The organism is Rhizobium sp. P40RR-XXII (assembly GCF_012641405.1).
Taxonomy (GTDB): domain Bacteria; phylum Pseudomonadota; class Alphaproteobacteria; order Rhizobiales; family Rhizobiaceae; genus Rhizobium.
In genome coordinates, this window is the sequence record NZ_JABAII010000008.1 from 143,570 (window position 1) to 168,922 (window position 25,353).

26 protein-coding genes are annotated in these 25,353 nt (G+C 61.8%); 16 read left to right on the forward strand and 10 right to left on the reverse strand.

Annotated features, from left to right (window positions below; genetic code table 11):
• Nucleotides 1-21: 21 nt before the first annotated feature.
• Nucleotides 22-912 carry a bifunctional DNA-formamidopyrimidine glycosylase/DNA-(apurinic or apyrimidinic site) lyase gene (gene mutM, locus HGP16_RS17250; RefSeq protein WP_168841239.1) on the reverse strand — a complete coding sequence of 297 codons (891 nt, stop codon included), beginning with the start codon at nucleotides 910-912 and terminating at the stop codon, nucleotides 22-24.
• Nucleotides 913-1,158: 246 nt separating this feature from the next.
• Between mutM and ubiE the strand changes: the two genes are divergently transcribed.
• The 11 genes from ubiE to HGP16_RS17305 all read left to right on the forward strand — a co-directional run bounded on the left by ubiE (nucleotide 1,159) and on the right by HGP16_RS17305 (nucleotide 12,730).
• Nucleotides 1,159-1,935 carry a bifunctional demethylmenaquinone methyltransferase/2-methoxy-6-polyprenyl-1,4-benzoquinol methylase UbiE gene (ubiE, locus tag HGP16_RS17255; protein ID WP_168841240.1) on the forward strand — a complete coding sequence of 259 codons (777 nt, stop codon included), beginning with the start codon at nucleotides 1,159-1,161 and terminating at the stop codon, nucleotides 1,933-1,935.
• A 62-nt stretch (nucleotides 1,936-1,997) separates the two neighbouring features.
• A complete protein-coding gene (gene ubiB / locus HGP16_RS17260; RefSeq protein WP_168841241.1) occupies nucleotides 1,998-3,572 on the forward strand; it encodes a 2-polyprenylphenol 6-hydroxylase in 1,575 nt (524 codons plus the stop codon).
• A 197-nt stretch (nucleotides 3,573-3,769) separates the two neighbouring features.
• On the forward strand, nucleotides 3,770-5,353 hold the full coding sequence (locus tag HGP16_RS17265; RefSeq protein WP_168841242.1) for an aromatic amino acid lyase: 1,584 nt from the start codon (nucleotides 3,770-3,772) through the stop codon (nucleotides 5,351-5,353).
• A 53-nt stretch (nucleotides 5,354-5,406) separates the two neighbouring features.
• Nucleotides 5,407-6,789 carry a dihydroorotase gene (locus HGP16_RS17270; RefSeq protein WP_168841243.1) on the forward strand — a complete coding sequence of 461 codons (1,383 nt, stop codon included), beginning with the start codon at nucleotides 5,407-5,409 and terminating at the stop codon, nucleotides 6,787-6,789.
• Entirely contained in the window at nucleotides 6,789-8,063 is a 1,275-nt protein-coding gene (locus HGP16_RS17275) for a Zn-dependent hydrolase (RefSeq protein ID WP_168841244.1), read from the forward strand. Before HGP16_RS17270 ends, HGP16_RS17275 begins: the two co-directional genes overlap by 1 nt.
• Nucleotides 8,064-8,066: 3 nt before the next feature.
• Entirely contained in the window at nucleotides 8,067-9,167 is a 1,101-nt protein-coding gene (locus tag HGP16_RS17280; RefSeq protein ID WP_168841245.1) for a DUF917 domain-containing protein, read from the forward strand.
• Between the two features lie 18 nt (nucleotides 9,168-9,185).
• On the forward strand, nucleotides 9,186-9,515 hold the full coding sequence (locus HGP16_RS17285; RefSeq protein WP_168841246.1) for a TfoX/Sxy family protein: 330 nt from the start codon (nucleotides 9,186-9,188) through the stop codon (nucleotides 9,513-9,515).
• Nucleotides 9,516-9,557: 42 nt separating this feature from the next.
• On the forward strand, nucleotides 9,558-11,219 hold the full coding sequence (locus HGP16_RS17290; RefSeq protein ID WP_168841247.1) for a urocanate hydratase: 1,662 nt from the start codon (nucleotides 9,558-9,560) through the stop codon (nucleotides 11,217-11,219).
• 126 nt (nucleotides 11,220-11,345) lie between these two features.
• On the forward strand, nucleotides 11,346-12,020 hold the full coding sequence (locus tag HGP16_RS17295; RefSeq protein WP_168841248.1) for a spermidine synthase: 675 nt from the start codon (nucleotides 11,346-11,348) through the stop codon (nucleotides 12,018-12,020).
• A 66-nt stretch (nucleotides 12,021-12,086) separates the two neighbouring features.
• Nucleotides 12,087-12,329: a type II toxin-antitoxin system antitoxin VapB gene (locus tag HGP16_RS17300; RefSeq protein ID WP_168841249.1), complete on the forward strand. Its 243-nt coding sequence runs from the start codon at nucleotides 12,087-12,089 to the stop codon at nucleotides 12,327-12,329.
• Complete coding sequence (locus tag HGP16_RS17305) at nucleotides 12,326-12,730, forward strand: type II toxin-antitoxin system VapC family toxin (protein ID WP_168841250.1); 405 nt, start codon at nucleotides 12,326-12,328, stop codon at nucleotides 12,728-12,730. The genes HGP16_RS17300 and HGP16_RS17305 overlap by 4 nt, the downstream gene beginning before the upstream one ends.
• Nucleotides 12,731-12,828: 98 nt before the next feature.
• On the opposite strand, the gene HGP16_RS17310 is transcribed toward HGP16_RS17305, so the two are convergent.
• The 5 genes from HGP16_RS17310 to HGP16_RS17330 form a co-directional block, all read right to left on the reverse strand.
• Nucleotides 12,829-13,233, reverse strand: a complete 405-nt coding sequence (locus HGP16_RS17310) for a GFA family protein (RefSeq protein ID WP_168841251.1) — start codon at nucleotides 13,231-13,233, stop codon at nucleotides 12,829-12,831.
• A gap of 5 nt (nucleotides 13,234-13,238) precedes the next feature.
• Nucleotides 13,239-13,721 carry an SRPBCC domain-containing protein gene (locus tag HGP16_RS17315; protein WP_168841252.1) on the reverse strand — a complete coding sequence of 161 codons (483 nt, stop codon included), beginning with the start codon at nucleotides 13,719-13,721 and terminating at the stop codon, nucleotides 13,239-13,241.
• On the reverse strand, nucleotides 13,705-14,046 hold the full coding sequence (locus tag HGP16_RS17320) for an ArsR/SmtB family transcription factor (RefSeq protein ID WP_168841253.1): 342 nt from the start codon (nucleotides 14,044-14,046) through the stop codon (nucleotides 13,705-13,707). Before HGP16_RS17320 ends, HGP16_RS17315 begins: the two co-directional genes overlap by 17 nt.
• 126 nt (nucleotides 14,047-14,172) lie before the next feature.
• On the reverse strand, nucleotides 14,173-14,559 hold the full coding sequence (locus tag HGP16_RS17325) for a VOC family protein (protein WP_168841254.1): 387 nt from the start codon (nucleotides 14,557-14,559) through the stop codon (nucleotides 14,173-14,175).
• A 14-nt stretch (nucleotides 14,560-14,573) separates the two neighbouring features.
• The gene (locus HGP16_RS17330) at nucleotides 14,574-15,857 is read right to left on the reverse strand and encodes an MFS transporter (RefSeq protein ID WP_168841255.1); all 1,284 of its coding nucleotides are present in this window, start codon (nucleotides 15,855-15,857) and stop codon (nucleotides 14,574-14,576) included.
• Between the two features lie 96 nt (nucleotides 15,858-15,953).
• Between HGP16_RS17330 and HGP16_RS17335 the strand changes: the two genes are divergently transcribed.
• The gene (locus HGP16_RS17335; protein ID WP_168841256.1) at nucleotides 15,954-16,829 is read left to right on the forward strand and encodes a LysR family transcriptional regulator; all 876 of its coding nucleotides are present in this window, start codon (nucleotides 15,954-15,956) and stop codon (nucleotides 16,827-16,829) included.
• Between the two features lie 62 nt (nucleotides 16,830-16,891).
• On the opposite strand, the gene HGP16_RS17340 is transcribed toward HGP16_RS17335, so the two are convergent.
• Nucleotides 16,892-17,794 (reverse strand): LysR family transcriptional regulator, encoded by a 903-nt coding sequence (locus HGP16_RS17340; protein ID WP_168841257.1) that lies wholly within the window; start codon nucleotides 17,792-17,794, stop codon nucleotides 16,892-16,894.
• Between the two features lie 119 nt (nucleotides 17,795-17,913).
• Here HGP16_RS17340 and HGP16_RS17345 point away from each other — a divergent pair, with 119 nt between their 5' ends.
• Complete coding sequence (locus tag HGP16_RS17345; protein WP_168841258.1) at nucleotides 17,914-18,678, forward strand: SDR family oxidoreductase; 765 nt, start codon at nucleotides 17,914-17,916, stop codon at nucleotides 18,676-18,678.
• Nucleotides 18,679-18,809: 131 nt separating this feature from the next.
• Here HGP16_RS17345 and HGP16_RS17350 read toward each other — a convergent pair whose 3' ends face one another.
• Nucleotides 18,810-19,256 carry an ester cyclase gene (locus HGP16_RS17350; RefSeq protein ID WP_205926617.1) on the reverse strand — a complete coding sequence of 149 codons (447 nt, stop codon included), beginning with the start codon at nucleotides 19,254-19,256 and terminating at the stop codon, nucleotides 18,810-18,812.
• A gap of 236 nt (nucleotides 19,257-19,492) precedes the next feature.
• Here HGP16_RS17350 and coaBC point away from each other — a divergent pair, with 236 nt between their 5' ends.
• Nucleotides 19,493-20,704 carry a bifunctional phosphopantothenoylcysteine decarboxylase/phosphopantothenate--cysteine ligase CoaBC gene (coaBC, locus tag HGP16_RS17355; protein WP_168841260.1) on the forward strand — a complete coding sequence of 404 codons (1,212 nt, stop codon included), beginning with the start codon at nucleotides 19,493-19,495 and terminating at the stop codon, nucleotides 20,702-20,704.
• Here coaBC and HGP16_RS17360 read toward each other — a convergent pair.
• Nucleotides 20,691-21,506, reverse strand: a complete 816-nt coding sequence (locus HGP16_RS17360; RefSeq protein WP_168841261.1) for a class II glutamine amidotransferase — start codon at nucleotides 21,504-21,506, stop codon at nucleotides 20,691-20,693. The two genes, coaBC and HGP16_RS17360, sit on opposite strands and share 14 nt — an antisense overlap.
• Nucleotides 21,507-22,057: 551 nt before the next feature.
• On the opposite strand from HGP16_RS17360, the gene otsB reads away from it, so the two are divergent.
• Both otsB and otsA read left to right on the forward strand, forming a co-directional pair.
• Entirely contained in the window at nucleotides 22,058-22,852 is a 795-nt protein-coding gene (otsB, locus tag HGP16_RS17365; RefSeq protein WP_168841262.1) for a trehalose-phosphatase, read from the forward strand.
• 112 nt (nucleotides 22,853-22,964) lie between these two features.
• A complete protein-coding gene (gene otsA / locus HGP16_RS17370; protein ID WP_168841263.1) occupies nucleotides 22,965-24,341 on the forward strand; it encodes an alpha,alpha-trehalose-phosphate synthase (UDP-forming) in 1,377 nt (458 codons plus the stop codon).
• A 10-nt stretch (nucleotides 24,342-24,351) separates the two neighbouring features.
• Here otsA and HGP16_RS17375 read toward each other — a convergent pair whose 3' ends face one another.
• Nucleotides 24,352-25,254, reverse strand: a complete 903-nt coding sequence (locus tag HGP16_RS17375) for a choline sulfate utilization transcriptional regulator (protein ID WP_168841264.1) — start codon at nucleotides 25,252-25,254, stop codon at nucleotides 24,352-24,354.
• Nucleotides 25,255-25,353 lie beyond the last annotated feature (99 nt).

The following is a 25,353-nucleotide window of genomic DNA, read 5'->3' on the forward strand; positions in this document are numbered from 1 at the left end:
TTAATCAGCTTTGGCCTTCAATCAGCTTTGGCAGGAGGCGCAATAGAAAGAAGAGCGTCCCGCCTGGACGATGCGACTGACCGTACCGCCGCAGCCGGGCGTACCGCAAGGCTGGGCTTCGCGATCATAGACGGAAAAGGAGTGCTGGAAGTAGCCGAGCGATCCGTCCGTCTGGATATGATCGCGCAGCGACGAGCCGCCCGCGGCGATCGCATCGGCAATGACCTCGCGGATGGCCTCGACCAGCGTCAGCAGCGCTTTCGCCGGCTTACCGCTATCGGTGACCAGCGTGCCAGCGGCACGCAGCGGCGACAGATGCGAACGCCAAAGCGCCTCGCATACATATATATTCCCGAGACCGGCGATATTCTTCTGATCCAGCAGCGCGCTCTTCAGCGGCTGCGCCTTGCCGGCAAAGCGCTTAGCCAGATAATCGGCATCGAATTCATTGCCTGTGGGTTCCGGGCCGAGATCGCGGAAGAAGGGATGGCCGGCCATGTCGGCCCGCCTGACGATGTCCATGAAGCCGAAGCGGCGCGGGTCATTATAGATGACACGCGCATCGCCGCTGCCGCCCATCAGATGGAAGACGACATGATCATGCTTTTCGTCCTTCGAACGGGGATGATGGAAAGCTCCGGGCGCCTCGGCCGCAGCGCCCGCCTCGACCCGGAACGAACCGGACATGCCGAGATGGGCGATGATCGTCTTGCCATCGTCGAGATCGATCAGCAGGTATTTGGCGCGGCGCGACAGCGACGTGATGCCGCGCCCCGAAACCATGCGGGCGAAATCGATCGGGAACGGAAAGCGCAGATCGTTGCGGCGCAGCTCCAGCTCCTTCAGAACGGCGCCTTCCATCGAAGGCGCGAGCCCCCGCCTGACGGTTTCGACCTCTGGTAATTCCGGCATGGCTATCCATCTTTATGTTTCAACCGCTTATGATCTGAGCTATAGCCCAAGACATCGCGGCTGGTGATCAGGCTGATGAGATAGCGTGGCAAACGCGATTTCGCTATGGCCCGCCGCTGGATACTGCGTAATTCCTTAAATCGGAGTCGATTTAAGGATTAAATTATGCAGCAGATTTAAAATGCTGCAGCGACCTTTGCGCGTCGCATATGACGCGCGGCGCTGCAGTGTAACGGAGTTGAGCCGATGGCAGAAAGCCGCACCTCCGCCGATGGCGGCATGGAAACATCCTATGGCTTCCGCGAAGTGGCCGATGGCGAAAAGCAGGGCCTCGTCAACGAGGTGTTCCACAAGGTCGCCAAGCGCTACGACGTCATGAACGACGTCATGTCCATGGGCATGCATCGCGCCTGGAAGGACGCGATGATATCGGCGCTCAATCCGCGAAAGGACGCGAGTTACAAGACCCTCGATGTTGCAGGCGGCACGGGTGACATCGCCTTCCGCATCGTCGAGGCCTCGAACCGGCTGGCGCATGCAACCGTGCTCGACATCAACGGCTCTATGCTTGCCGTCGGCGCCGAGCGCGCGGAAAAGAAGAAGCTTTCAGACAACCTCACCTTCGTCGAGGCGAATGCCGAGGAATTGCCTTTCGAGCCGAACTCCTTTGACGCCTATACGATCGCTTTCGGCATCCGCAACGTGCCGCATATCGATGTCGCGCTGAAGGAGGCCTATCGCGTGCTGAAGCGCGGCGGCCGGCTGCTCGTGCTCGAATTCTCCGAAGTCGATCTGCCGCTGCTCGACCGCGTCTACGACGCCTGGTCCTTCAACGCCATTCCAAAGTTCGGCAAGGCGATCACGGGCGAGGCCGAGCCCTATCAGTATCTGGTGGAATCGATCCGCAAGTTCCCGAACCAGCAGGACTTCGCAACGATGATCCGCGAAGCCGGCTTCTCCCGCGTGAGCTTCACCAACTACACCGGCGGCATCGCCGCGCTGCACTCCGGCTGGAAGCTCTGAAGCATGATGTCGAGCCATGCAATGCGGCTGACGGCCTCCGCTCTTCGAGACCTTGAGACGCTATGAGTGCTTTCAGCGCATATTTCGGCCTCGTCCGGGTCGGCTGGGTGCTTGTGCGCGAAGGCGTGGTCATGGCGCTGCCATCGGAGGGATTGCCGCCCTCCATCAGCCTTGCCAAATCCTTCGTCAGTATCTTTGCCCGCAGGAAGGCGAAGAGCCAGGCCCGCAGCGACCGGCTTGCCAAGGCGGTCGAGCGGCTCGGGCCGTCCTATGTGAAGATCGGCCAGTTCCTGGCGACCCGCCCCGATGTCGTCGGCGTCGACATGGCCAATGACTTGTCGCAGCTCCAGGACCGCATGGCCTTCTTTCCGCATGATACGGCGACAGCGGCAATCGAGGCCTCGCTTGGCCGCCGGATCGACGATCTGTACGTGAATTTTGGCGAACCGATCGCCGCCGCCTCGATTGCACAGGTGCATCCGGCCGAAATCGAGACAGCCGAGGGCCGCAAACGCGTTGCCGTCAAGGTGGTCCGGCCGGGCGTTCGTCAGCGTTTTTCAAACGATATCAAGGCGATGTATCTCGTCTCGCGGCTGCAGGAGCGCTTCATGCCCTCCAGCCGCCGCCTTCGGCCGGTGGAGGTGACCAAGACGCTCGAGCAGACCACCAAGGTCGAGATGGATCTGCGGCTGGAGGCGGCAGCCCTCTCGGAAATTGCCGAGAACACCGGGAAGGATCCGGGTTTCCGCGTTCCGAAGGTCGACTGGGAAAGGACTGGGCGCGACGTCATCACCATGGAGTGGATCGACGGCGTGAAAATGTCCGACGTCGAGGGGCTGAAGGCCGCCGGCCACGATCTCAACGTGCTTGCCGACACGCTGATCCAGTCCTTCCTTCGTCACACGCTGCGCGACGGCTTCTTCCATGCCGACATGCATCCCGGCAATCTTTTCGTCGATCCCACCGGCACGATCGTCGCCGTCGACATGGGCATCGTCGGCCGTCTCGGCAGGAAGGAGCGGCGTTTCCTGGCCGAAATCCTCTACGGCTTCATCACCCGCGACTATATTCGCGTGGCCGAGGTGCATTTCGAAGCCGGCTATGTGCCCGCCCATCACAATACCGAGAGTTTTGCACAGGCCATCCGCGCCATCGGCGAGCCGATCCACGGCCAGCCGGCCGAGACGATCTCCATGGGCAAGCTTCTGACGCTGCTCTTCGAAGTGACCGAACTCTTCGATATGGAAACACGGCCTGAACTCGTCATGCTGCAGAAGACCATGGTCGTGGTCGAAGGCGTGTCGCGCATGCTCAATCCACGCTTCAATATGTGGAAGGCTTCGGAACCGGTCGTCGGCGACTGGATCCGCACCAATCTCGGCCCGAAACGGATCATGACGGACCTGCGGGATGGCGTGAAGGCAGCCGTGAAGCTCGCCGAAGCCGTGCCGGAAATCGCCGCCAAGACCGAGAAGTTCCATCACGAACTTCTCGCCATGAGCGAAAACGGCCTGCGTTTCGACCCACAGACCGCCGAGGCAATCGGCAAGGCCGAGGCCAAGCACAGCCGCTCCGGCCGTTTCGCATTGTGGGTGATCGCGCTGACGCTGCTCTATATCGCCTGGCATCTAAGCTGATCGGCGAAGGACTCCTTCCCTTCTCTGTCCGCTCTTTGCCTCTCCGAGCCTATATATACGTGCAAACACAGAGTTGCGCGTCGGCCTGACTCGTCCGAGAATTCATCGGCACGCGCACCTATCGAGGTGTTCGCCATTTGGGATATCCCATTGGCGACAAGGCTCGCATAGCCTTGCGAAAAAGGAGAACAACGGACATGGAGCATCGGAAAGCCGGCATCGAACTCAGCGGCCAACCCTTAGGCTTCAGCGATCTGGTGCGGATCGGCTCGGGCAGCGTGGTGCCCTCGGCTTCGGAAAGCGGCATGGCCCGGGTGCGGCTCGCGCGCGGCGTTCTTGAAAGCACGATCCAATCCGGCATGCCGGTCTATGGCTCCACCACCGGCGTCGGCGCCATGAAGGATGTGGAGTGGTCGCCGGAAGATCTCGATACCTTCAATCTCGGGCTCGTGCGCGCCCATCATTTCGGCACGGGCGCGCCTTTCTCCATGTCGGTCGTTCGCAATGCGATGGCGATCCGGATCAATACCGCGCTCACCGGCAAGGTCGGATGCTCGCAGGAGCTGATAGATGCCTATCTGCAGCTGCTCGGTGCCGATGTCATTCCCGTCGTTCGGCGCACCGGCTCGATCGGCTGTGCCGATATCGGTCTGATGGGCCAGATCGGCGCGGTTCTGACCGGCGTCGGCGAAGCGGTCTATCGCGGCCGACGGATGCAGGCGGCCGATGCCTTCGATGCCGCGGGGATTATGCCGGTCAGGATGCTGCCACGCGACAGCCTGGCCTCGCTCAGCGTCAATGCCGTCAGTTTCGCGGCTGCGGCCGAGACGACCCGCAACGCCGCCTCCTCGATCCGCGTGCTGCTCGCCACCGGCATGATGGCTTCGGGTGCGCTTGGGGCATCGCGCGATCCTTGGATATCCGTGCGCCATGTCGGTACGGCGCGGGAAGCGCTGATCGGCGCCTGGCTCTGCAACGCCTCGGACGAATGGCCATGGCCGGTCGCCACCCATGTGCAGGACCCCTTGAGCTTGCGCATGATCGCCCAGGTCTTCGGCGCCGTCATTGAGAACCTGCTGACCGCCGGCCACAAGATTCTCGCCGCCACCGGCCGTTCCGACGACAATCCCGTCATCGTCGACGGACGCGTCATGACGTCAGGCGGCTCGCTGCCGCTCGACGTCACCATCCTGCTCGAAGGCGCGCTCATCTGCATGGCCCATGCCGCGCGCAATGCCTTCAATCGCTGTGTCCTGCTCGGCAACGGCCAACGGCGCGGCCTGCCGGTCAATCTCGTGCCGGAAGGTCGGATCGCGACAGGCTTCGGCCCGATCATCAAGCTCGCCGGCGAGATCTTCTCACGCGTTCTTTCCATGTCCAATCCGGTCTCGGCGCAGTCGCTCGTCGTGGCGGCCGGCATGGAGGACGAGGCTGCCTTCCTGCCGCTGGTCATCGAACGCTTCGAACGGCAGATGCGGGCGCTAAAGCGCCTGGCCGCTCTGGAAGCGCTGCTTTCGGCACAGGCGATGGACATTCTCGGCGATAAGCCGGAGGGCGTGGCGCGCATGCTCTACGAGGTCGTGCGCAAGCATGCGGATTTCTATGTGGTCGACCGTCCCCTCTCGGCCGAAGTCGAAGCGATCGAGGAGGAACTGGCCTCCGAGGCCTTCGTTTCGGAAATGATCGCCCACAAGCCGATCCTCGCCTATGATGATTTCTTCGCGCTGGGCTCGCTGGAGCGGGTCGAAGAGCGGCTTTATCACGACACCGTTGCCATCTGAGCCAACCGACTGAACCAACCGACTGAACCAACCGACCGGCGGAGAGAATGCACATGGCCGATTTCGATCTTGTCCTGCAAGGCACCGTGGTTTTGCCTGATCGTATCGTGGAAGCCGGCTACGTCGCCGTTCGCGACGGCAAGATCGCCGAGATCGGCATTGGCGTGCCGCCGCAAGCACGCGAGCGGCATCTGCTCGGCAAGGCACTGATCCTGCCCGGCGCGATCGACGCGCAGGTCCATTCCCTCTCGCAGAAGGATCAGGAGGATTTCATCTGGTCGACCCGCTCGGCGGCGGCCGGCGGCGTCACCACCATTGTCGATATGCCCTATGACGAAGGCAATCTCGTCTGCTCGGCAGCGGCGGTGAAGAGGAAGATCGATCATGCCGCGCCACAATCGCGTGTCGACTTTGCTCTCTATGGTACGGTCGATCCGGAAGAAGGCCCGGCGCGCATTGCCGAGATGGTCGAGGCCGGCGTTTCCGCCTTCAAGTTCTCCACCTTCGGCACCGATCCGAAACGCTTTCCACGCATCCCGCCCGCCCTGCTCGATGCCTGCTTTGCCGCGATCGCCCCGACTGGCCTCACCGCCGGCGTCCACAACGAGGATGACGAAGCGGTCCGCACCTATATGGAGCAGGTGAAGGCGAGCGGCGTCACAGACTATCGCGCCCACGGCCTTTCCCGCCCACCGATATCAGAGCTGCTCGCCATGCACACAATCTTCGAGACGGGTGCGGATACCGGCTGTCCGGCGCACGTCGTGCATTGCTCGCTCGGCCGCGGCTATGACATCGCCCGCGCCTATCGCCGCGACGGCTTCGAAGCCACGGTCGAATGCTGCATCCATTATCTGACGCTCGACGAAGAAAGCGATGTGCGGCGCCTCGGCGGCAAGGCGAAAATCAATCCGCCCATCCGCCCGCGCGCCGAAGTGGAAACCTTGTGGCGCAAGGTGGCGGAAGGCAATGTCTGGCTGGTCTCGACCGACCATGTCAGCTGGTCGGAAAACCGCAAGACCAATCCGGATATGCTGGCAAACGCATCCGGCGTACCGGGACTGGAGGTCATGGTGCCGCTCTTCGTCAAGGGTGCTCTGGAACGCGGCGTGCCGCTGACCTGGGCGGCAAAGCTGATGGCCGAAAACCCGGCTAAGCATTTCTGCCTTGATCATGTCAAGGGCGCGCTGACGCCGGGCAAGGACGCCGATATCGTCGTGCTGGAACCGCGCGAAACGGTCTATGACGCCGCCGCAAGCGGCAATAACGTCGTCGGCTGGAGCCCCTATAATGGCATCCGCCTGCCCTGGACGGTGTCCGCCGCCTATCTGAGAGGCAAACAAATTACCGAGGGACAGAAGGTGCTGGCCGAACCCGGCTCCGGCAGTTTCGTCCGCCCCCTGCCTCGCCAAATTCTTGCCGGAGATGCTGCCTGATGTCCGACGCCAAGCGCCACAACCTGCCCGTCAACGCCGACCGTATCGCCGAGGATATCGATGCGCTGGCAGGGATCACCGACCCCGGCCACCCCTGGACGCGCCGTGCCTTCTCGCCGCTCTTCCTGGAAGGACGCGCCTATATCGACGCACGGATGAAGGCGGCTGGACTTGAGACGCGGATCGACGCTGCCGGCAATCTGATCGGCCGGCGCGCGGGCACAAAGCCCGGCCTCGGCACCATCCTTGTCGGCTCGCATTCCGATACCGTTCCCGACGGCGGCCGCTTTGATGGCATCGCCGGTACGATCGCGGCGCTCGAAGTGGCGCGCTCCTTGAAGGATCGCGGCATCGAGCTCGACCATGATCTGGAGATCGTCGATTTCCTGGCCGAGGAAGTTAGCATCTTCGGCGTTTCCTGCATCGGCAGCCGCGGCATGACCGGGCAGATCCCCGAGGCGTGGCTCTCCCGCGTGAGCGGCGACCGCACGTTATCGCAGGGCATTGCCGAAGTCGGCGGTGATCCCGCCGTGCTGCTCTCCCAGAAGCGTCCAGATCTTGCCGGTTTCCTGGAGCTGCATATCGAACAGGGTCCGGTGCTGGAAGCCGAGAACAAGGATATCGGCATCGTCACCGCGATCGCCGGCATCACCCGCATCGAAATCACTGTGGAAGGCCGCGCCGATCATGCCGGCACGACGCCGATGGATCGCCGCGCGGATGCGCTCGTGGCAGCTTCGCAGCTCGTACTTGATATCAGGAGCCGCGCGGCCGAACAGGCAAAGACGCCGGGTCATTTTGCCGCGACGGTCGGCGAATTCCGTATCGAGCCGAACGCGGCCAATGTCGTGCCCTCGAAGGTCGTGCTGCTGATCGACGGACGAGCCGAAATCCGCAGCGACATGGAAGATTTCCTCGCCTGGATCGACGGCGAGGTGAAGACCATCGCCGCCGATTATGGCGTCACGATCAACCCGCCGCTGCGCGTCTCCGACAATATGCCGACGCCGGGCACTCCGGCGCTGCTCGAAACGCTCGAGCGCGCCTGCGATACGGTTGGTGCAAAGCATCGCCGCATGGCCTCCGGCGCCGGCCACGACACGGCCTGGATCGCCAAGGTTGCGCCTGCCGCCATGATCTTCGTGCCCTGCAAGGAAGGCCGCAGCCATTGCGCCGAGGAATGGGCCGAGAATGACGACATCGCCATGGGCGCCGCCGTTCTTTTCGAAGCGGTGCGCGACATGGACAAGAACCTCAAACAGAACCGGGAGTAGCCGATGGGACGCGTACTCGTTGCCAAGGATGTGGAAGCGGCCGTCAAGGGCGGCTCGGTTTATGCCGCCGGCGGTGGCGGCTGGGCCGATCACGGCCGCATGCTCGGCTATGCGGCCGTCAATGTCGGCAAGCCGGAGCTGGTGTCGATCGACGAGCTTAACGACAACGACTGGATCGCGACGGCCGCCGCCATCGGCGCGCCGGCCTCCACGACCCCCTGGGAAATGCAGGGCATTGATTACGTCAAGGCCGCACAACTGCTGCAGGACGAACTCGGGGAGAAGCTTTCCGGCCTGATCATCGGCCAGAACGGCAAGTCCTCGACGCTGAACGGCTGGCTGCCATCGGCCATCCTCGGAACGAAGGTCGTGGACGCGGTCGGCGATATCCGCGCTCATCCCACGGGCGACATGGGTTCGATCGGCATGGCGAGCTCACCCGAGCAGATGATCCAGACCGCCGTCGGCGGCAATCGCGCCGAGAACCGCTATATCGAGCTGGTCGTCAAGGGCGCGACGGCGAAGATCTCGCCGATCCTGCGCGCGGCATCCGACCAGTCCGGCGGCTTCATCGCTTCCTGCCGCAATCCGCTGCGGGCTTCCTATGTCCGTACGCATGCGGCGCTCGGCGGCATTTCGATGGCGCTTTCCCTCGGCGAAGCCATCATCGAAGCGGAAAAGAAAGGCGGCAGCGCCGTCATCGACGCCATCTGCAGGACCACCGGCGGCCATATCCTGGCCGAGGGTACGATCACCAGGAAGGATGTCGTCTACACGAAGGAAGCCTTCGACATCGGCACCGTCACGGTCGGCAGCGGCGACAAGACCGTGGTCATGCACGTGATGAACGAATACATGGCCGTCGAGGATGCCGACGGCAAACGGCTCGCGACCTTCCCCTCCGTCATCACGACGCTATCGCCGGAAGGCGAGCCCTTGAGCGTCGGCCAGCTGCACGAGGGCATGAAGGTTTTCATCCTGCATGTGCCGATGGGTATCATTCCGTTGTCTGCCAGCGTGCTCGACCCCACAGTCTATCCCTCCGTCGAAAAGGCCATGGGGATCGAGATCGCGAAATACGCTCTGGCCGGCAAGAAAGGCTGAGAAGTTCGGGAGGCGCAGATGGCGCGTGACGCAGGTCTCGAAGAATTGCTGAGAGAAGAGCTCGGGCACCGGCCCGGGCTCAGCGAGAAAACGATGTTCGGCGGCTGGGCCTTTCTGCTCAACGGCCACCTGCTTTGCGGCGCTCGCGAGGACGGGATGCTGGTCCGCCTCGGCAAGGGCAATGATACCTGGGCGCTGGAGCAGCCTGATATCAAACCCATGCTGTCACGCGGCCGCGAAATGCAGGGATGGGTGCGCGCCGGGCCGGAAGCCTATGGCAACGACATGCTGCGCAAGCGCCTGCTTTTGGCCGCGCTGGACTTCGTCGAAGGCCTGCCGCCGAAATAGCCGGGCCGCCGAAACAACAATGAAAACAGGGAAGGGAAATCCATGCCGAAAGCCAATCCACGTCACCCGAAATTCCCCATTCCCGGTGGTCCGGAACTGCGTGCCAAGGGCTGGCGGCAGGAGGCCCTGTTGCGCCTGCTCGAAAACGTGCTCTCGGTCGGCGAAGATCCGGATAATCTCGTCGTCTACGCAGCCCTCGGCAAGGCGGCGCGCAACTGGGCGGCGCACAAGGGCATCGTGAAGGCGCTGACCGAGATGGATGAGAACCAAACCCTGCTCATCCAATCAGGCAAGCCGATCGGCCTCATCCGTACGCATGACAAGGCACCGCTCGTCATCATGGCGAATTGCAACATCGTCGGGCAATGGGCGAAGGCCGAGGTGTTCTACGAGCTGCAGCGCAAGGGCCTGATCTGCTGGGGCGGTCTGACAGCCGGCGCCTGGCAATATATCGGCAGCCAGGGCGTCATCCAGGGTACCTACGAAATCTTCATGCGCATCGCGGAGCGCCGCTTCGACGGCGATCTCTTCGGCCGTTTCGTCCTGACGGCCGGCCTCGGCGGCATGGGCGGCGCGCAACCGCTCGCCGGCCGCATGGCGGGTGCTGCGATCCTCTGCGTCGACATCGATGCGGAGCGCGCCCGAAAGCGTCAGGAAATCGGCTATCTGCAGGAAATCGCGCCCGATCTCGATTCCGCTTTGGCGATGATCGACGCTGCGGTCAAGGAAAAGCGGGCGCTTTCCGTCGGCCTCGTCGGCAATGCGGCCGAGATCTACCCTGAGATCGCGCGGCGCGGCATTGTGCCCGATATCGTCACCGACCAGACCTCGGCCCACGACCTCGTCTATGGTTATGTGCCGAAGGGCATGACCGTGCAGCAGGTTAGGGATCTCCGCGACGACGGCCAGGGTCAGCTCATGGCGGCAAGCCGCGCTTCGATCGTCGAACATGTGAAGGCCATGCTGGACTTCCAGAAAAAAGGCTCCGAAGTCTTTGACAACGGCAATCTGATCCGCACCCAGGCGAAGGAAGGCGGCGTTGCCAACGCCTTCGATATCCCGATCTTCACCGAAGCCTATCTGCGGCCGCTCTTCTGCCGCGCCATCGGCCCGTTCCGCTGGATGGCGCTTTCGGGCGAGGAGAGCGATATCGCCCGCATCGACGATCTGCTGCTCGAAATGTTCCCGGACAACAAGATCATCACCAACTGGATCAAGCTTGCCCGTCAGCATGTGCCCTTCGAAGGGCTGCCGGCGCGTATCGCATGGCTCGGCCATGGCGAGCGCACGGCGCTTGCCCGGCGCGTCAACGAACTTGTGGCAAGCGGCGAGCTCAAGGGGCCGATCGCCTTTTCGCGCGACCATCTCGACGCCGGCGCGATGGCGCATCCGAACATCATGACCGAAGGCATGAAGGACGGCTCCGACGCCATCGCCGACTGGCCGCTGATCGACGCGATGATGCTCTGCTCGTCCATGGCCGATCTCGTCGTCGTCCATTCCGGCGGCGGCGGCTATGCCGGCTACATGACGAGCTGCGGCGTCACCGTGGTCGCCGACGGCACGCCCCCCGCCGACGAGCGGCTCGATCACGCGCTGACCAACGACACGGCGCTCGGCGTCATGCGCTATGCCGATGCCGGGTATGAGGAAGCACTGGACGAAGTCGCGAAAAAGGATGTGCCCTATATCCGTCTGGGATAGGCGCATCTGTTCTTACCCGCTTTGAAAGACTATGGTCCCGCGCAATTCGAAACGATCTATCTTACATGCAATTCCAGGCGGAAGACCGCAGCGCATTTTTCCTGGAATTGCTTTGGAGAGTTGCCTGTGATCCCCTGGACCCTGCTCGACACTGCGAAAATCCCTGGCGGCGGCGAGCTGCGGCTGAAGCAGCGCGGCCAGGAATTCTCGATCATGCTCGGCACCAACGAGCTGATGAACAGCCGCCTGAGCGGCTCCGAGCGGGCACTAGCCACGCTTTCCTGCGAGAAGATCAAGGGCCGGAAGGCGCCGCACATATTGATCGGCGGCCTGGGCATGGGCTTTACCCTGCGGGCGGCACTCGGAGAACTCGATGCAGACGCCAAAGTCACGGTCGCAGAACTGGTTCCGGCAGTCGTTTCATGGGCACGCGGGCCGATGGCAGCGGTCTTCGACGGCTGCCTCGACGACCCGCGCGTCGCCATTCACGAGGGCGATGTGCGGCCGCTGATCCGCGCCAGCAAGGCGACTTACGACGCCATCCTGCTCGATGTCGACAACGGCCCCGACGGTATCACCTCCGAAGCCAACGATGGCCTCTACGACTATCCAGGCCTGAAGGCGGCTCGCGATGCGTTGCGCCCGGGCGGCGTGCTAGCGGTCTGGTCTTCTGGCCCTGACGAACGCTTTACAAGGCGGCTGCGCGACAGCGGTTTTGCCGCCGAGATGGTCAATACGCGCGCCAATGGCAAGAGCGGCGCGCGCCACGTCATTTGGCTGGCGACAAAGGCGGCCTCATGACATCCTCGAATTGAAATCACACTGCAGTTGCTATATATCAATGTCATATCTCAAAGGAGTTATGGCATGGACACCGCAAAAATCTTCTGGTCCGGCCGCTCGCAGGCCGTGCGCTTGCCGAAGGAATTCCGCTTCGACGGCGAAGAAGTGCGCATCCGACGGCAGGGAAAAGCAATCATTCTGGAGCCGATCGCCGAAGATTGGGATTGGCTGGAAGCCGTGACAGGATCGGTCGATCAGGATTTCGTGGAAGCGACCGAGGAAGAGCCGGCTGAGCAGCAACGCCCCGAACTGGATATCTTCAAGTGAAGTATCTGCTCGATAGCAATGCCGTCATCGCTCTGATGAAAGGGCATCCCGGCTTCGTGAGCGAACTTCGCAGACATAAGCCGCAGGATTTCGCCATTCCGGCCATCGTCGCGCACGAGCTGTTTTATGGTGCCTATAAGGGTCAGCGTGTTGCCGAGAACCTTGCGCGAGTCGATGGCTTGCAGTTCGAGACACTGGATTTCGATAGGGAAGATGCCCGGATAGCCGGCGAAATCCGGGCAAGCCTTGCTTCCCTCGGCACGCCGATCGGCGCCTATGACGTTTTGATCGCGGGCCAGGCAGTCGCCCGCGATCTCATCCTGATAACGCATAACGTCAGGGAATTTGAGCGCGTTCACAAGCTACGTTTCGAGGACTGGGAGTCCTCGCCGAGCGGCTAGAGTGGTTCAGCTTTTCACGGAATCGCAGGACCGCTCCAGCTCTTTGTTGTCTCGCAATTCCGGACGGAAAACCGCTGCGCACTTTTCCTGGAATTGCTCTAAAGATAGCGCGTTTCCTCCGGCGCGCGATCGAAACGATCGTCGCGGCCGTCGAAATATCCCACAGGAAGGGCGGCTAATTCCTCATCGGTGGTGTCGTCGAGACAGCTTATGCTGATCGCATAGAACTTGCCGCCGAGTGCGGGATTTTCACCCCAGTTGAAGGAGCTGATGCCGCAAGTCTTGCAGAAGAGATGATGCAGGATGCGCGGGCCGAACTGGTATTCGCCGATGTTGTCATCGCCCGAGGTCAGGCGGAAATCGGCCGGTGTTGCCACCGCCAGCCAATTGCGCTTCTTCTTGCAGATCGAGCAATTGCATTTGAAGGTGCCACCCTGCAGATCGAGATCGGCCTCGTAGCTGACGGCGCCGCAATGGCAACTTCCATGATAGGTCTTCTTCATCACTCTCATCCTTCCCTTGAGGTGGCTTCTGCGTAGGCGGTATATTTGTCGAGAGCCTGCTCCCAGCCGCCGGTCTGCAGCTTCAGTTCGGTATCATCGGGCAGCTCGACCTTGCGGAAGACGAGGCGCGTCTTCTCGCCAAGCTCATGAAATTCCAAGGTAACCTGCATGGAGTGACCGGGCTTGCCGTCCTGATTTTCCCAGGCGAAGGTGAAGACGAGACGCTCGGGCGGAACGATCTCCAGATAGCGGCCGCGGCTCCAATATTCCCTGCCCTCCGGCGTCAGAATGCAGTGCCGCCAGGCACCACCTTCCCGCAGATCGACGGAGACGGATGACGCCGTCATGTTCTGCGGCCCCCACCAGCGCATCAGATGTTCCGGCTCCGTCCAGAGGCGAAACAGCAGGGCGCGCGGCGCGGCAATGTCGCGGGTCAGCACGATCTCGCGCGGCGGGCGCATGCTGCCGCCCTCATGTGCTGGGGTCATCCGCTCCTCCCTTTTGCAATAGTGCCGCATAGGCTTCGAGGCGATCGAGATTGTCGTTCCAGAACTGGCGATAGCTCTCCAGCCAGTCATCCACCTGCCGGAGTGGCTTGGGCTCCAACCGACAAGGGCGCCACTGCGCCTCCCTGCCCTTCGAGATCAGGCCAGCTTTTTCCAGCACCTTCAGATGCTTGGACACGGCGACCAGCGACATGTCGAAAGGCTCGGCCAGTTCAGAGACGGACGCCTCGCCACTCGCCAGGCGCGCCAGGATCGCCCGGCGTGTCGGATCGGCAAGGGCCGAAAGGGTCATGCTTAATGTGTCCATGCCGCCTGATAAACCAGAAAGTTAATTAACTTAATGGTTTAATATAGGTCGAAAATTCGGGAGTCAAGCAGCCGCGTTCAGAGGCGGACCTCATAAGGAGCAATCCGTATAGGGGGCGGTGTGATCTCAGGAGAGACTGTTGGACACTTCGATCAAGTTGTTGTCCGGATCGCGGAAATAAACCGAGAGAATGGGGCCGGTCGCGCCGGCCCGACGGACGGGACCTTCCTCGATGGCGACGCCCTCGGCATGCAAATGAGCGACGATGTCATCCAGCGGCGTGGTGCTGATGAAGCAAAGATCGGCGGAGCCCGGCGTCGGCTGCTTCGCCTTGGGCTCGAATTCATGTCCAACGCGATGCAGATTGATCTTCTGGTTGCCGAAGGTAAGAGCCTTGCGGCCCTCCCCGAAGGTTTCGATGCCCATGCCAAGGACGCGGGCATAGAAATCACAACTCTGTTCGATGCTCACAACCGTGAGCACGAGATGATCGAGATGGTCGATGCGGATCATGGCTGCCTCCTGCCTTAACGGCGCGCTAGCCTAGCGATGGCAAGGGCACTGACGAGACACATTGCCAGCATCACGAGGATGAAGGCAACCACGGCATTCCAGCCATCGGCAAGCCAGAAATAGCCGCCGACGGAGCCCGCAATGCTGGAACCGAGATAATAGGCCAGCAGGTAGAGCGACGAGGCATGCCCCTTAGCACCATGGGCCAGCCGTCCCACCAATGCGCTGGCGACGGAATGGGTCATGAAGAAGCCGATCGTCACCAGAACGATGCCGAGAATGATCAGCGGCAAGGAGCTGGAAAGCGTCACCGCCGCCCCGAGTGCCGCGATCAGCACGCCGACCGGCAGCACGGCGAAATGGCCGATGCGATCGCCGAGAAGACCAGCGACCCAGGAGGCGACGATACCGAAGAGATAGGCAGTGAAGATAAGGCCAAGCTCGGTCTGGTTGAGGTCATAGGGATCGGCGACGAGGCGGAAGCCGGCATAATTATAGACCGTGACGAAGGAGCCCATGACAAGAAAGCCGATGGCAAAGAGCAGAGGCAACGCGGCATTGCGGAAATGACCACCCCAGGCCTTTGCGTGGAAGGCGGCATCGAAGCCCTTGCGCGGAGTAAAATTGCGCGACGGTGGCAGGAGATAGAGGAAGCCGACGGCGGCGATCAGGCCGAGAATGCCGACGGCTGCGAGCGCCGGCCGCCAGCTCAAGGATTCGGCGATCGTGCCGGTGACCACACGGCCGGCCATGCCGCCGAAGGCGTTGCCGGCAATATAGAGGCCCATGGCGCCACCAAGGCCGCGTGGCTCGATCTCCTCGGCCAGATAGGTCATGGCGACAGCCGGGACACCGCCCAGCAAAATGCCCTCGAGCGCACGGACGACGAGCAGCATATGCCAGCTCGGCGACACCGCGCAGACGAGCGTACAGATCGCCGCGCCCAGCAGCGATATGAACATCAGGCTGCGGCGGCCGAGGCTTTCGGAAACGGCGGCGGCGCCAAAAATCGCAAAAGCCAGGAAGCCGGTCGAAAGCGACAGCGACAGCGAGCTTGCAGCCGGCGTAACGCCGAAATCCTCCGAGAAGATCGGCATCAGCGGCTGCACGCAATAGAGCAGCGAGAAGGTGGCAAACCCCGAGAGAAACAGCGCGATGGTCGCGCGGCGGAAGGCGGGCGTGCCGCGCGTCAGGAATTGGCGAGGATCGGCAGGCGGCTCGCTCCTGACGAGCGTCAATTCGGGACTGGACAGAACTTCGGAAGCAGTGGTTGCCTGCTTTCCAGCGGCGCGAAACATGGGGCACCCAACCTTTCTTGCCCTGAAATCTAGTCAGGTCCGCCTTATTAGTCCAATATATGGAACAGGCGATCTCAATAGCTTTTGGAGATAGCGATGGAGCTGCGTCATATCCGCTATTTTCTGGCGCTCGCGGAAGCGGGAAACTTCACCCGTGCGGCCGCCAAGCTCGGCATCGGCCAGCCGCCGCTCAGCCAGCAGATCCGGGACCTGGAAAACGAGGTGGGCGCGCAGCTGTTCCACCGCGTGCCGCATGGAGCTGAGCTGACGGTGGCCGGCGAAGCCTTTCTCACCGAAGCGAGAATGGCGGTCGATGCGGCTGAAAAGGCAAAGCTTGCCGCCCAGCGCGCCAATCGCGGCGAAATCGGCCGCCTCTCGCTCGGTTTCACCGCCTCTTCCGCCTTCAACACCATCGTCACGGCGACCATTCGCGAGTTTCGGGGACACTGGCCGGAGGTGCGGCTGTCGCTGACCGAGATGAATACCAATGCGCTGATGGAGCGGCTGATACGAGGCGAGATCGACGCCGCCTTCATCCGCCCGGGCCTTGAAGATCCGAGAGACGTGCGGCTGAAGCGTTTTGCCGATGAGCCGATGCTGATCGCGCTGCCGGCTCATCATCCGCTGGCGAAAAAGGAGCGCGTGCCGATCGCGGCACTGGCCGGTGAACCCTTCATTCTCTTCCCGCGCATGGTGGGGCTCAGCCTCTATGACGATATTGTCGCCGCCTGCCGCGAGGCGGGCTTCGACCTGGTGGTGACGCAGGAGGCACCGCAAATCCCCTCCGTCGTCAATCTCGTCGCCGCCAATCTCGGCGTCTCCATCGTTCCCGCTTCGATCGCGCAGATCAAGCTCGATGGCGTCGCCTATCGACAGATCGACGGGCCGCCGGTGGTGGCGCGGCTCGGCCTTGCCAGCCTCAAGGCGCAACGATCGCCGGTCATTGCCAATCTCATGAACCTGATTGCGTAATTAGCCAGCTATTTGTTTTCAAGTAATTCCCGACGCAAAGCCGCTTCATACTTTTGCTGGAATTACTCCCGTTCCCAATAGGGCGGATCGCCGAAGGCCTTCTTCAGATGATCCGCGATCGCCCGGAGCTTGGCCGAGGGATTGCGCCCTTCCGGATGGGCCATGAAGATGAATTCCGGCTCCGGCCGATAGCCGACATCGATTTCGACGAGCCGCCCCTCCCTCACCGAAGGCCCCGCGATGAAGGCCGGCAGCAAGGCAATGCCGAGCCCGGCAATCGCGGCGTCGTGGAGAACATCGCCGTTATTGACGCCCAGAGCCAGCTTCGCACGGATGACCATAGCACCGTCTGGTCCCTGGAAACGCCAGTCTGCGACGCCGCGATTGGTGTAAAAAATACCGCGATGGTCCTCAAGATCGGAGAGCGAAGCGGGCTTGCCGCGGCGTGTCAGATAATTCGGCGAAGCCACGAGAAGGCGGCGGCTGCGGGCGAGCTTCCATGCGATCAGGCGCGAGTCGGCAATCAAGCCATTACGAATAATTGCGTCATAGCCATCCGAAGCAGCATCGACCCGGCGATCGTCAAGATCAAGCGTCAGTTCGATTTTCGGATGCTCGGCAAGAAACGGATAGAGAGCCGGCCCCAGATGCAGGCGGCCGAAGGCGACAGGCGCGGCGATGCGCAGCGGCCCCATCAACGTGCCGCGCCGCTCGGCGAGATCGGCCGCAGCCTCGCGCACCTCCTGCGCGATGCGGGTCGCGCGCTGCAGAAAAGCGGCGCCATCCTCCGTCAGGGTCAGCTTGCGGGTCGTGCGGTGAAGCAGGGTTGCCCCCAACGTTTTCTCCATTTCCGACAGCCGTTCACTGACGACGGATTTCGACAGGCGCAGGCGTCGCGCCGCCTCGCTGATCGAGCCGGCCTCGGCTACGGTTACGAACGTCACGATCCCATCGATCTTCAGCATCGTTCGGAAACTCCGAATTCGAATTCCTCTTTTTACAGACTAATCCGAACGATCGGAAAAGGCCATCTTCCACGTATCGGAGAAACCGAAAGACACGTCCTCACACAGGAGATGGAACAATGAACCGCTTGAATGGAAAAGTCGCAATCGTCACCGGTGCCAGCTCCGGCATCGGCCGCACCACGGCAAAGCTCTTCGCCACCGAAGGCGCCAAGGTTATCGTCGGCGCTCGCCGCATCGCAGAACTGGAAAGCCTTGCCGCTGAGATCAAAGGCGCCGGCGGTGAGGCAGCCGTATTGGCCGGCGATGTACGCTCGGAAGATTACCACAAGGCGCTGGTCGCCCTTGCGGTCGAGCGCTACGGGAAGCTCGATATTGCCTTCAACAATGCCGGCACGCTCGGCGAGGCCGGCCCGAGCACCGAGGTTTCAGAGGCAGGCTTTGCCGAAGCGCTGGCGATCAACCTCACCGCGTCGTTCCTGGCGGCCAAGCACCAGATTGGCGAAATGATCAAGCACGGCGGTGGTTCTGTGATTTTCACGTCGACCTTTGTCGGCCACACCGTCAGCTTCCCGGGCGTTGCCGCCTATGCCGCCAGCAAATCCGGCCTGATCGGCCTGACGCAAACGCTGGCCGCCGAATTTGGGCCGCAGAATGTGCGCGTCAATGCCGTACTGCCGGGCGCTGTTGATACCGATATGTACCGCGAAATGAACGACACGGCCGAAAAGCAGGCCTTCATAACCAATCTGCATGCGCTGAAGCGCGTCGCCGGTCCCGAAGAGATTGCTCGCTCGGTCCTCTATCTCGCCTCCGATGACGCAAGCTTCGTCAGCGGCACGGCTTCGCTCGTCGACGGCGGCCTATCGATCACGCGTACCTGACCGCCCGGCATCGGCAACTTCGGAACACGGACATGATCCCGCAAACATGAATTGGTTGCGGGATCATGTCGCAGAAATGATTTGAATAGAGAAGGACGGGCCGTGGATCTGTTTTCCTTGCGGCCTTCCACTCAGAACATCGTATTGCTGTTCTTCGATGTCTCTGGGATCGGCTGCACCGAATCCCAATGTTCCTGGATCTTGTTATCCTCGACCCGGAAGATATCGACGATGGCGCTGCCTCGATCGCCCGGCTGGCGAATGGCGTGGACGCGCAGGATCACGTAATCGCCGTCGACCATCACGCGCTTGATCTCGCTCTTCGACTGCGGATAGTTTTTCTTCAGGTAGTCGAGGAAGCCACGCAGGCCTTCGGGGCCATCGGCGGCAAGAGGGTTGTGCTGGATGTATTTGCCCAGGTATTTGGAAGCCGCGTCGAAGTCCTTGTCGTTCAGCGCCTTCTGGTAGAAATCCAGAACGATCTCCTTGTTCTTTTGCTCTTGCGGGGAATAAGCACGTTCGGCAAAAGCCGGCATGGCGGCGGCCATGATTGGCAGGGCGATCATCGCGACTTTCATCAGTTTCAAGGCGTTACTCCTTCGATCGTTAACGCGCTCAGATTTGTCGAGCCGGAGGACCCACGCAAATGACAAGTAGGTGATGCCGGTGTGATCGCCTGCCTGGAATACCAACAAGACGGATCATTTGCGTCGCAATCACCGACACGTCGACCTCGAACGAAGCACGCCGCGATTGCCTATGACACGCCAAAGGCTTAGGCTTATCGGCAAAAGAACAGGCGACGGGTTCAGGCATGGTTCTCGCAGGAAAGCGCATCCTTCTCATCATCTCCGGCGGCATTGCGGCTTATAAGAGCCTCGATCTCATCCGCCGGCTGCGCGAGCGCGGCGCGAGCGTGCGGCCGGTGATGACATCAGGCGCGCAGGAGTTCATTACGCCGCTTGCCGTCGGCGCGCTTGCCGCCGACCATGTCTTCACCGATCTGTTTTCACGTCAGGACGAGCAAGATATCGGCCATATCAGGCTGGCGCGCGACTGCGACCTGGTGCTGATCGCGCCTGCTACCGCCGATCTGCTCGCCAAGATGGCAAACGGGCTGGCGGACGATCTGGCCTCGACCATATTGCTTGCCACGGACCAGCCCGTCCTTGCCGCGCCGGCGATGAACCCGAAGATGTGGGCTCATCCGGCGACCAAGCGCAATGTCGAGACGCTGCGCAGCGACGGCATCGCCTTCGTCGGGCCGATGACCGGCGAAATGGCCGAGAGCGGCGAGAGCGGCGCGGGCCGAATGGCGGAACCGCTCGATATCGTCGCGGCGGCCGAGAGGCGGCTGGATGACGGCGCCAAGCCGCTTGCCGGCAAGAAGGCGGTCGTCACCTCCGGTCCGACGCATGAGCCGATCGATCCCGTGCGCTATATCGCCAACCGCTCGTCGGGACGGCAGGGCCATGCAATTGCCGCAGCGCTTGCAGCACTCGGCGCCGATGTCACCCTCGTATCCGGCCCCGTCACCATACCCGATCCGGTCGGCCTCAACGTCATCCATGTCGAGCGGGCGGACGAGATGCGCGACGCGGTGCTCACAGCCCTTCCCGCTGACATCGCTGTCATGGTGGCGGCGGTCGCCGACTGGCGCGTCGCCTCCGCATCGGACCAGAAGATCAAGAAACATCCGGGCGAGTCGATCCCGACGCTGGCGCTCACGGAAAATCCCGACATATTGAAGACGGTCGGCCACCATACGCAGCGGCCGAAACTCGTCATCGGCTTTGCCGCCGAAACGCAGGATGTCGAGAGCAATGCCCGCGCCAAGCTGGAGCGCAAGGGCGCCGACTTCATCGTCGCCAACGATGTCTCACCCGCAACCGGCATCATGGGCGGCACGCGGAATCGCGTGAAGATCATCAGCCATGACGGGGTCGTGCAGTGGCCCGACCTCGACAAGGATGAAGTGGCCGTGCGGCTGGCGACGCTGATAGCGGCTCAGTTTACGCACGGATAGCGGCTATCGGCGGACGCTCTGCGGATGCGCGCTCTTCCGGCTGGAAGGGCGTGACATGGACGCCGGTCTCATCGATCATGACGGCGCTGCCATCTGGAATTTCGCGCCAGGCATCGATGTCGTCGTTCAGCGGCTCCGACACGAGGCAGTATCCCGCGCCGACTGGCGAGGCATAGAGCGTCGGCGCCTTGCGGTCGGTCGCATAGCGGATGGCGTAGAGCGACTTTCCGTCGGAGAAGGCGGCCGTGAAGCGCACCAGCACCGAGCCAGTCCGATGCAACGACAGCCCTTCGACGAAGCCGATGGTCTGAGCGATCGCCGCAATCGGATTGGTCGCCAAACCGAACTGCATCGCCAGCAGGAACAAGAGCTCGGAATCGGTTGTGCCGCTGCGGGCATGAAACAACCGGTCGTCGAGCATGGCTTCCATCGGCCGGCGCAGGCGATCGAAGTTGGAAATCTGGCCGTTGTGCTGGAACGACCAGTTTTCGAAGACGAAGGGATGGCAATTGTCCCGCCGCGTGCCACCGCCTGTTGCGGCGCGGACATGGGCGAGAAAGAGCGGCGAGCTGATCTGCCGCGCCAGGCTCTTCAGATTACAATCGGACCAGGCCGGCAGGATGTCCCGATAGCGGCCCGGCTCCGGCCGATCGCCATACCAGGCGATGCCGAAACCATCACCGTTGGTTGCCGTCTTGGCGCGCGTGGCGCAATGGGATTGTTCGATCAGGGAGTGGGCGGGCGAAGACACCAGCTCCTCCAGATAGAGGGGGTCTCCACGATAGGCTGCCCAGCGACACATGCGTCTTTATACTCCGATTCCCGCTGTATTCCTGTCCCGCGGGAGAATGGCAAATCTTGGACGATTGTTTATGCGGAATGGGTAATAAAGTCTTAATTTTCCATCGCCTGCGGCGCAAGACGACAGATATTTGACGCTTCGTCCGATCACATTCCGCATCGAAACATTTTCTTCGTGAAGCCCGATGTCATAGGGCTTTTCGCTGGGATGTGCCGGGCATGGGCATTTCACTGCGACAACAAGTGTGAAGCTTTCCAAGACCATGCCTCTTGCATCGGGTCAAATTTAAGCTACGTTTAGCCTGTCTGAAACGTAACGAAAGGAAGGTGATCCAATGTCTAGTGAGATTTCGGTCTTTGTATACGGCATGGAAATGGTTGTGAACGTTGCGAGGCAGCCCTCGCTCTAACCACCACCTTCCCGAAGCGTTTGTCGCTTCAGGCCAGTTACGGGCCAAAGCTCATGGGGGGTCGCTTCAGGCGGCCCCTTTTGATTTCCAGCCGTTCGTTTTTTTCCTTGCCAAATGGGAAGAGCGCCTTAGCTAACCCTGCATGTCTTCTCAGGAACAGCCCGAACAGGGTGAAGCCAAGCCGAGGCCGCTGAACGAGCCGGCCCTTACCGCACTCTCATTGTATCCTCAGGACTGGGCGCTGTTCCTCGATATCGACGGAACCTTGCTCGATCTCGCCGAAAGGCCGGAAGCGATCGTCGTGCCCGACTATCTGCCTGGCACGCTTCATGCGCTCTCCCGCCAGCTCGGCGGCGCGCTGGCCTTGGTGACGGGCCGCGCCATCGAATTCGTCGACCCCCTTTTTGCCCCTTTCCGCTTCCCCGTCGCCGGCCTGCATGGCGCGGAACGGCGCGATGCGGCGGGCCGGCTGCGGCGTGCGCATATTCCGCCCGCCTTCCAAGCGATGAAGCAGACCATTGCATACGAGGCCCAGGCCTGGCCCGGTACCATCGTCGAGGACAAGGGGGCCGCGGTCGCCGTTCACTTCCGCCATGCACCCGCATACGAGGCCGAAATCGGCGAAGCCATGCAACGCCATCTGGAGGAAGCCGGTCCCGACTGGAACCTTCAACGCGGCAAGATGGTGATCGAAATCTGCCCGGCGCACGCCAGCAAGGGACATGCCGTCGAGGCGTTTCTTGCCGAAGCCCCCTTTGAGGGACGCCGCCCGGTTGCGATCGGCGATGACGTGACCGACGAGACGATGTTTGCCGCTGCCAACCGTCTCGGCGGCCAATCCGTGCGCATCGGCGATGCCAACGGAAAAACGCTGGCGCGTGCATCCATTGGCTCACCTGCGCGTTTAAGGGACGTGCTGGGAACGCTCGTCAAGTAATCCGTCGATCACTTCGGCGCCCTCCAGCTTCTTAGTTTCCCGCAATTCCGAACGAAAAACCGCTGCGCACTTTTCCTGGAATTGCTTTAGCCTTCTCGAAAGGAAGTTACCGTTGAGTCGTCTCATCATCGTTTCCAACCGCGTTTCCGTACCCGATCACAAGGGCGCAGCAGCCGCGGGTGGCCTTGCCGTGGCGCTGCAAGCTGCTCTTGCCGAACGTGGCGGCATCTGGATGGGCTGGTCCGGCAAATCGAGCGGCGACATCGAGCCCGAGCCGCTGCAGATGACGCAGGACGGCAATATCACCTATGCACTCAGCGATCTGACGCAGACCGATGTCGAGGAATATTATCAAGGCTTTGCCAATCGCGTGCTCTGGCCAATCTGCCATTACCGGCTCGATCTCGCCGAATATGCTCGCAAGGAAATGACCGGCTATTTCCGCGTCAACCGCTTCTTCGCCCATCGGCTTGCACCGCTTGTCGAGCCCGACGACATCATCTGGGTTCACGATTATCATCTAATACCATTGGCGGCGGAACTTAGGCAGATGGGCTTGAAGAACCGCATCGGCTTCTTCCTGCACATTCCCTGGCCGCCGGCGGACGTCGTGCTCGCCATGCCGGTGCATGAGGAGATCATGCGGGGCCTTTCCTCCTATGACCTGCTCGGCTTCCAGACCGATCACGATCTGGAAAACTTCGCGGGCTGCCTGAAACGCGAAGGCATGGGCATCGAGAAAAGTCCCGGCCATTTCAATGCCCACGGCCATGATTTTCGCGGCGGCGCCTATTCGATCGGTATCGAGACGGCAGGCTTTGCCGAATTCGCCCGCAAGGCCGCATCGCACAGCATGGTGCAGAAAGTGCGCAAAAGCATCGAGGGCCGCGACCTGATCCTCGGCGTCGACCGGCTCGACTATTCCAAGGGCATTACCCAGCGTATCGATGCCTTCGAGCGTTTCATCACCAACAATCCGGCCCACCAACGCAGCGTCACTTACTTGCAGATCACCCCGAAATCGCGTTCCGAAGTGCCGGAATACGAGGCGATGCAGCATGCGGTTGCGGAACAGGCCGGCCGGGTCAACGGCGCGATCGGCACGGTCGACTGGGTGCCGATCCGCTATATCAACCGCTCGATCAGCCGCCCAATACTGGCCGGCCTTTATCGGCTTGCGAAAGTCGGGTTGGTGACGCCGCTGCGCGACGGCATGAACCTGGTCGCCAAGGAATATGTCGCGGCACAGGACCCGGAAAATCCAGGTGTGCTGGTGCTATCGCGCTTTGCGGGGGCGGCACGCAAGCTGAAGGGCGCCTTGCTGGTCAATCCCTATGACGTCGACGGCACCGCCAATGCGCTGGCGCGCGGCATCAACATGCCATTGCAGGAGCGACAGGAACGCTGGCGCGGCATGATGGATTATCTGCTTGAGAATGACGTATCGCATTGGTGTGAGACGTTTCTTGCCGATCTCACGGCGGAATAGAACCGGATTATTAGCCGGCGGCGGCTTCGGCGAGCAGCCATAGCGCCAGTTGCTCGGCATGCGGGTTCGGCGTCGATGGCGGCAGCAGCCAATAACCCCGGGCAGGCGCTTCCAGCACGGGGCCGGCCGTCACCAGCGTCCGGGCGGCAAGTAGCGAATCGACAAGACCGATCCAGCCGATGGCAACACCCTGTTCGCTGAGCGCAGCCTGCACGACGAGCGAATAGGTATTGAAGCGCAGGTCGCCCCGACCGGCATAGGCATCCCGAGCGATACCGAAGGCGGAAAGATAACTCTCCCAATCGAACCATGGCGACGGCATCTCCGAATCGAGATGGACGAGCGTGGTGCCCGCAAGCTGCGAGGGATCGGTGAACGGGCCGTGACGTTCGGCAAAGCCCCTGGTGCAGATCGGCACGACCTTTTCCGGCAACAGCAAACTGGCTGCCGGACCGAATTCGCTGCGCGTGCCGAAGAAGACGGCGATATCGCCACTCTCCGGCCCGCCGCGATCCAGCCGCTGCGTGGCGACGATCTGGATATCCACCTCCGGGTGGAGAAGCCGGAACGCATGCATGCGGGGTATCAGCCACAGGGCGGAAAAGGCATAGTCCGTGCGCAGACGAACGGATGGCCGCTCCGCCTCGGCGCGGAAACTGCGCACCAGATTATCGACACCGCCGACCGCCTTTTCGGCGATCTCGAACAGGCGCTGCCCCTCCGGCGAAAGCACGACGCCGCGATGCTGGCGGCGAAACAGGGCGACACCCATCTGCTCTTCGATGCGGCGAACCTGATAACTGACGGCCGGCTGGGTGAGGCCAAGCGCCGAGGCGGCGGCGGACAGGCTGCCGGAGCGCCCCACCTCCAGGAAAATCCGCAGCCAGCCAAGATCGACGACACGTTCAGCCATAAAATTTCCTTTTGGCATCCATCGAAAAATGCCTGCTTCACAGCGGGAACTCTAGTGATGTTCAATAAAATAATCCAATAACAAGAGGGAACCATCGTC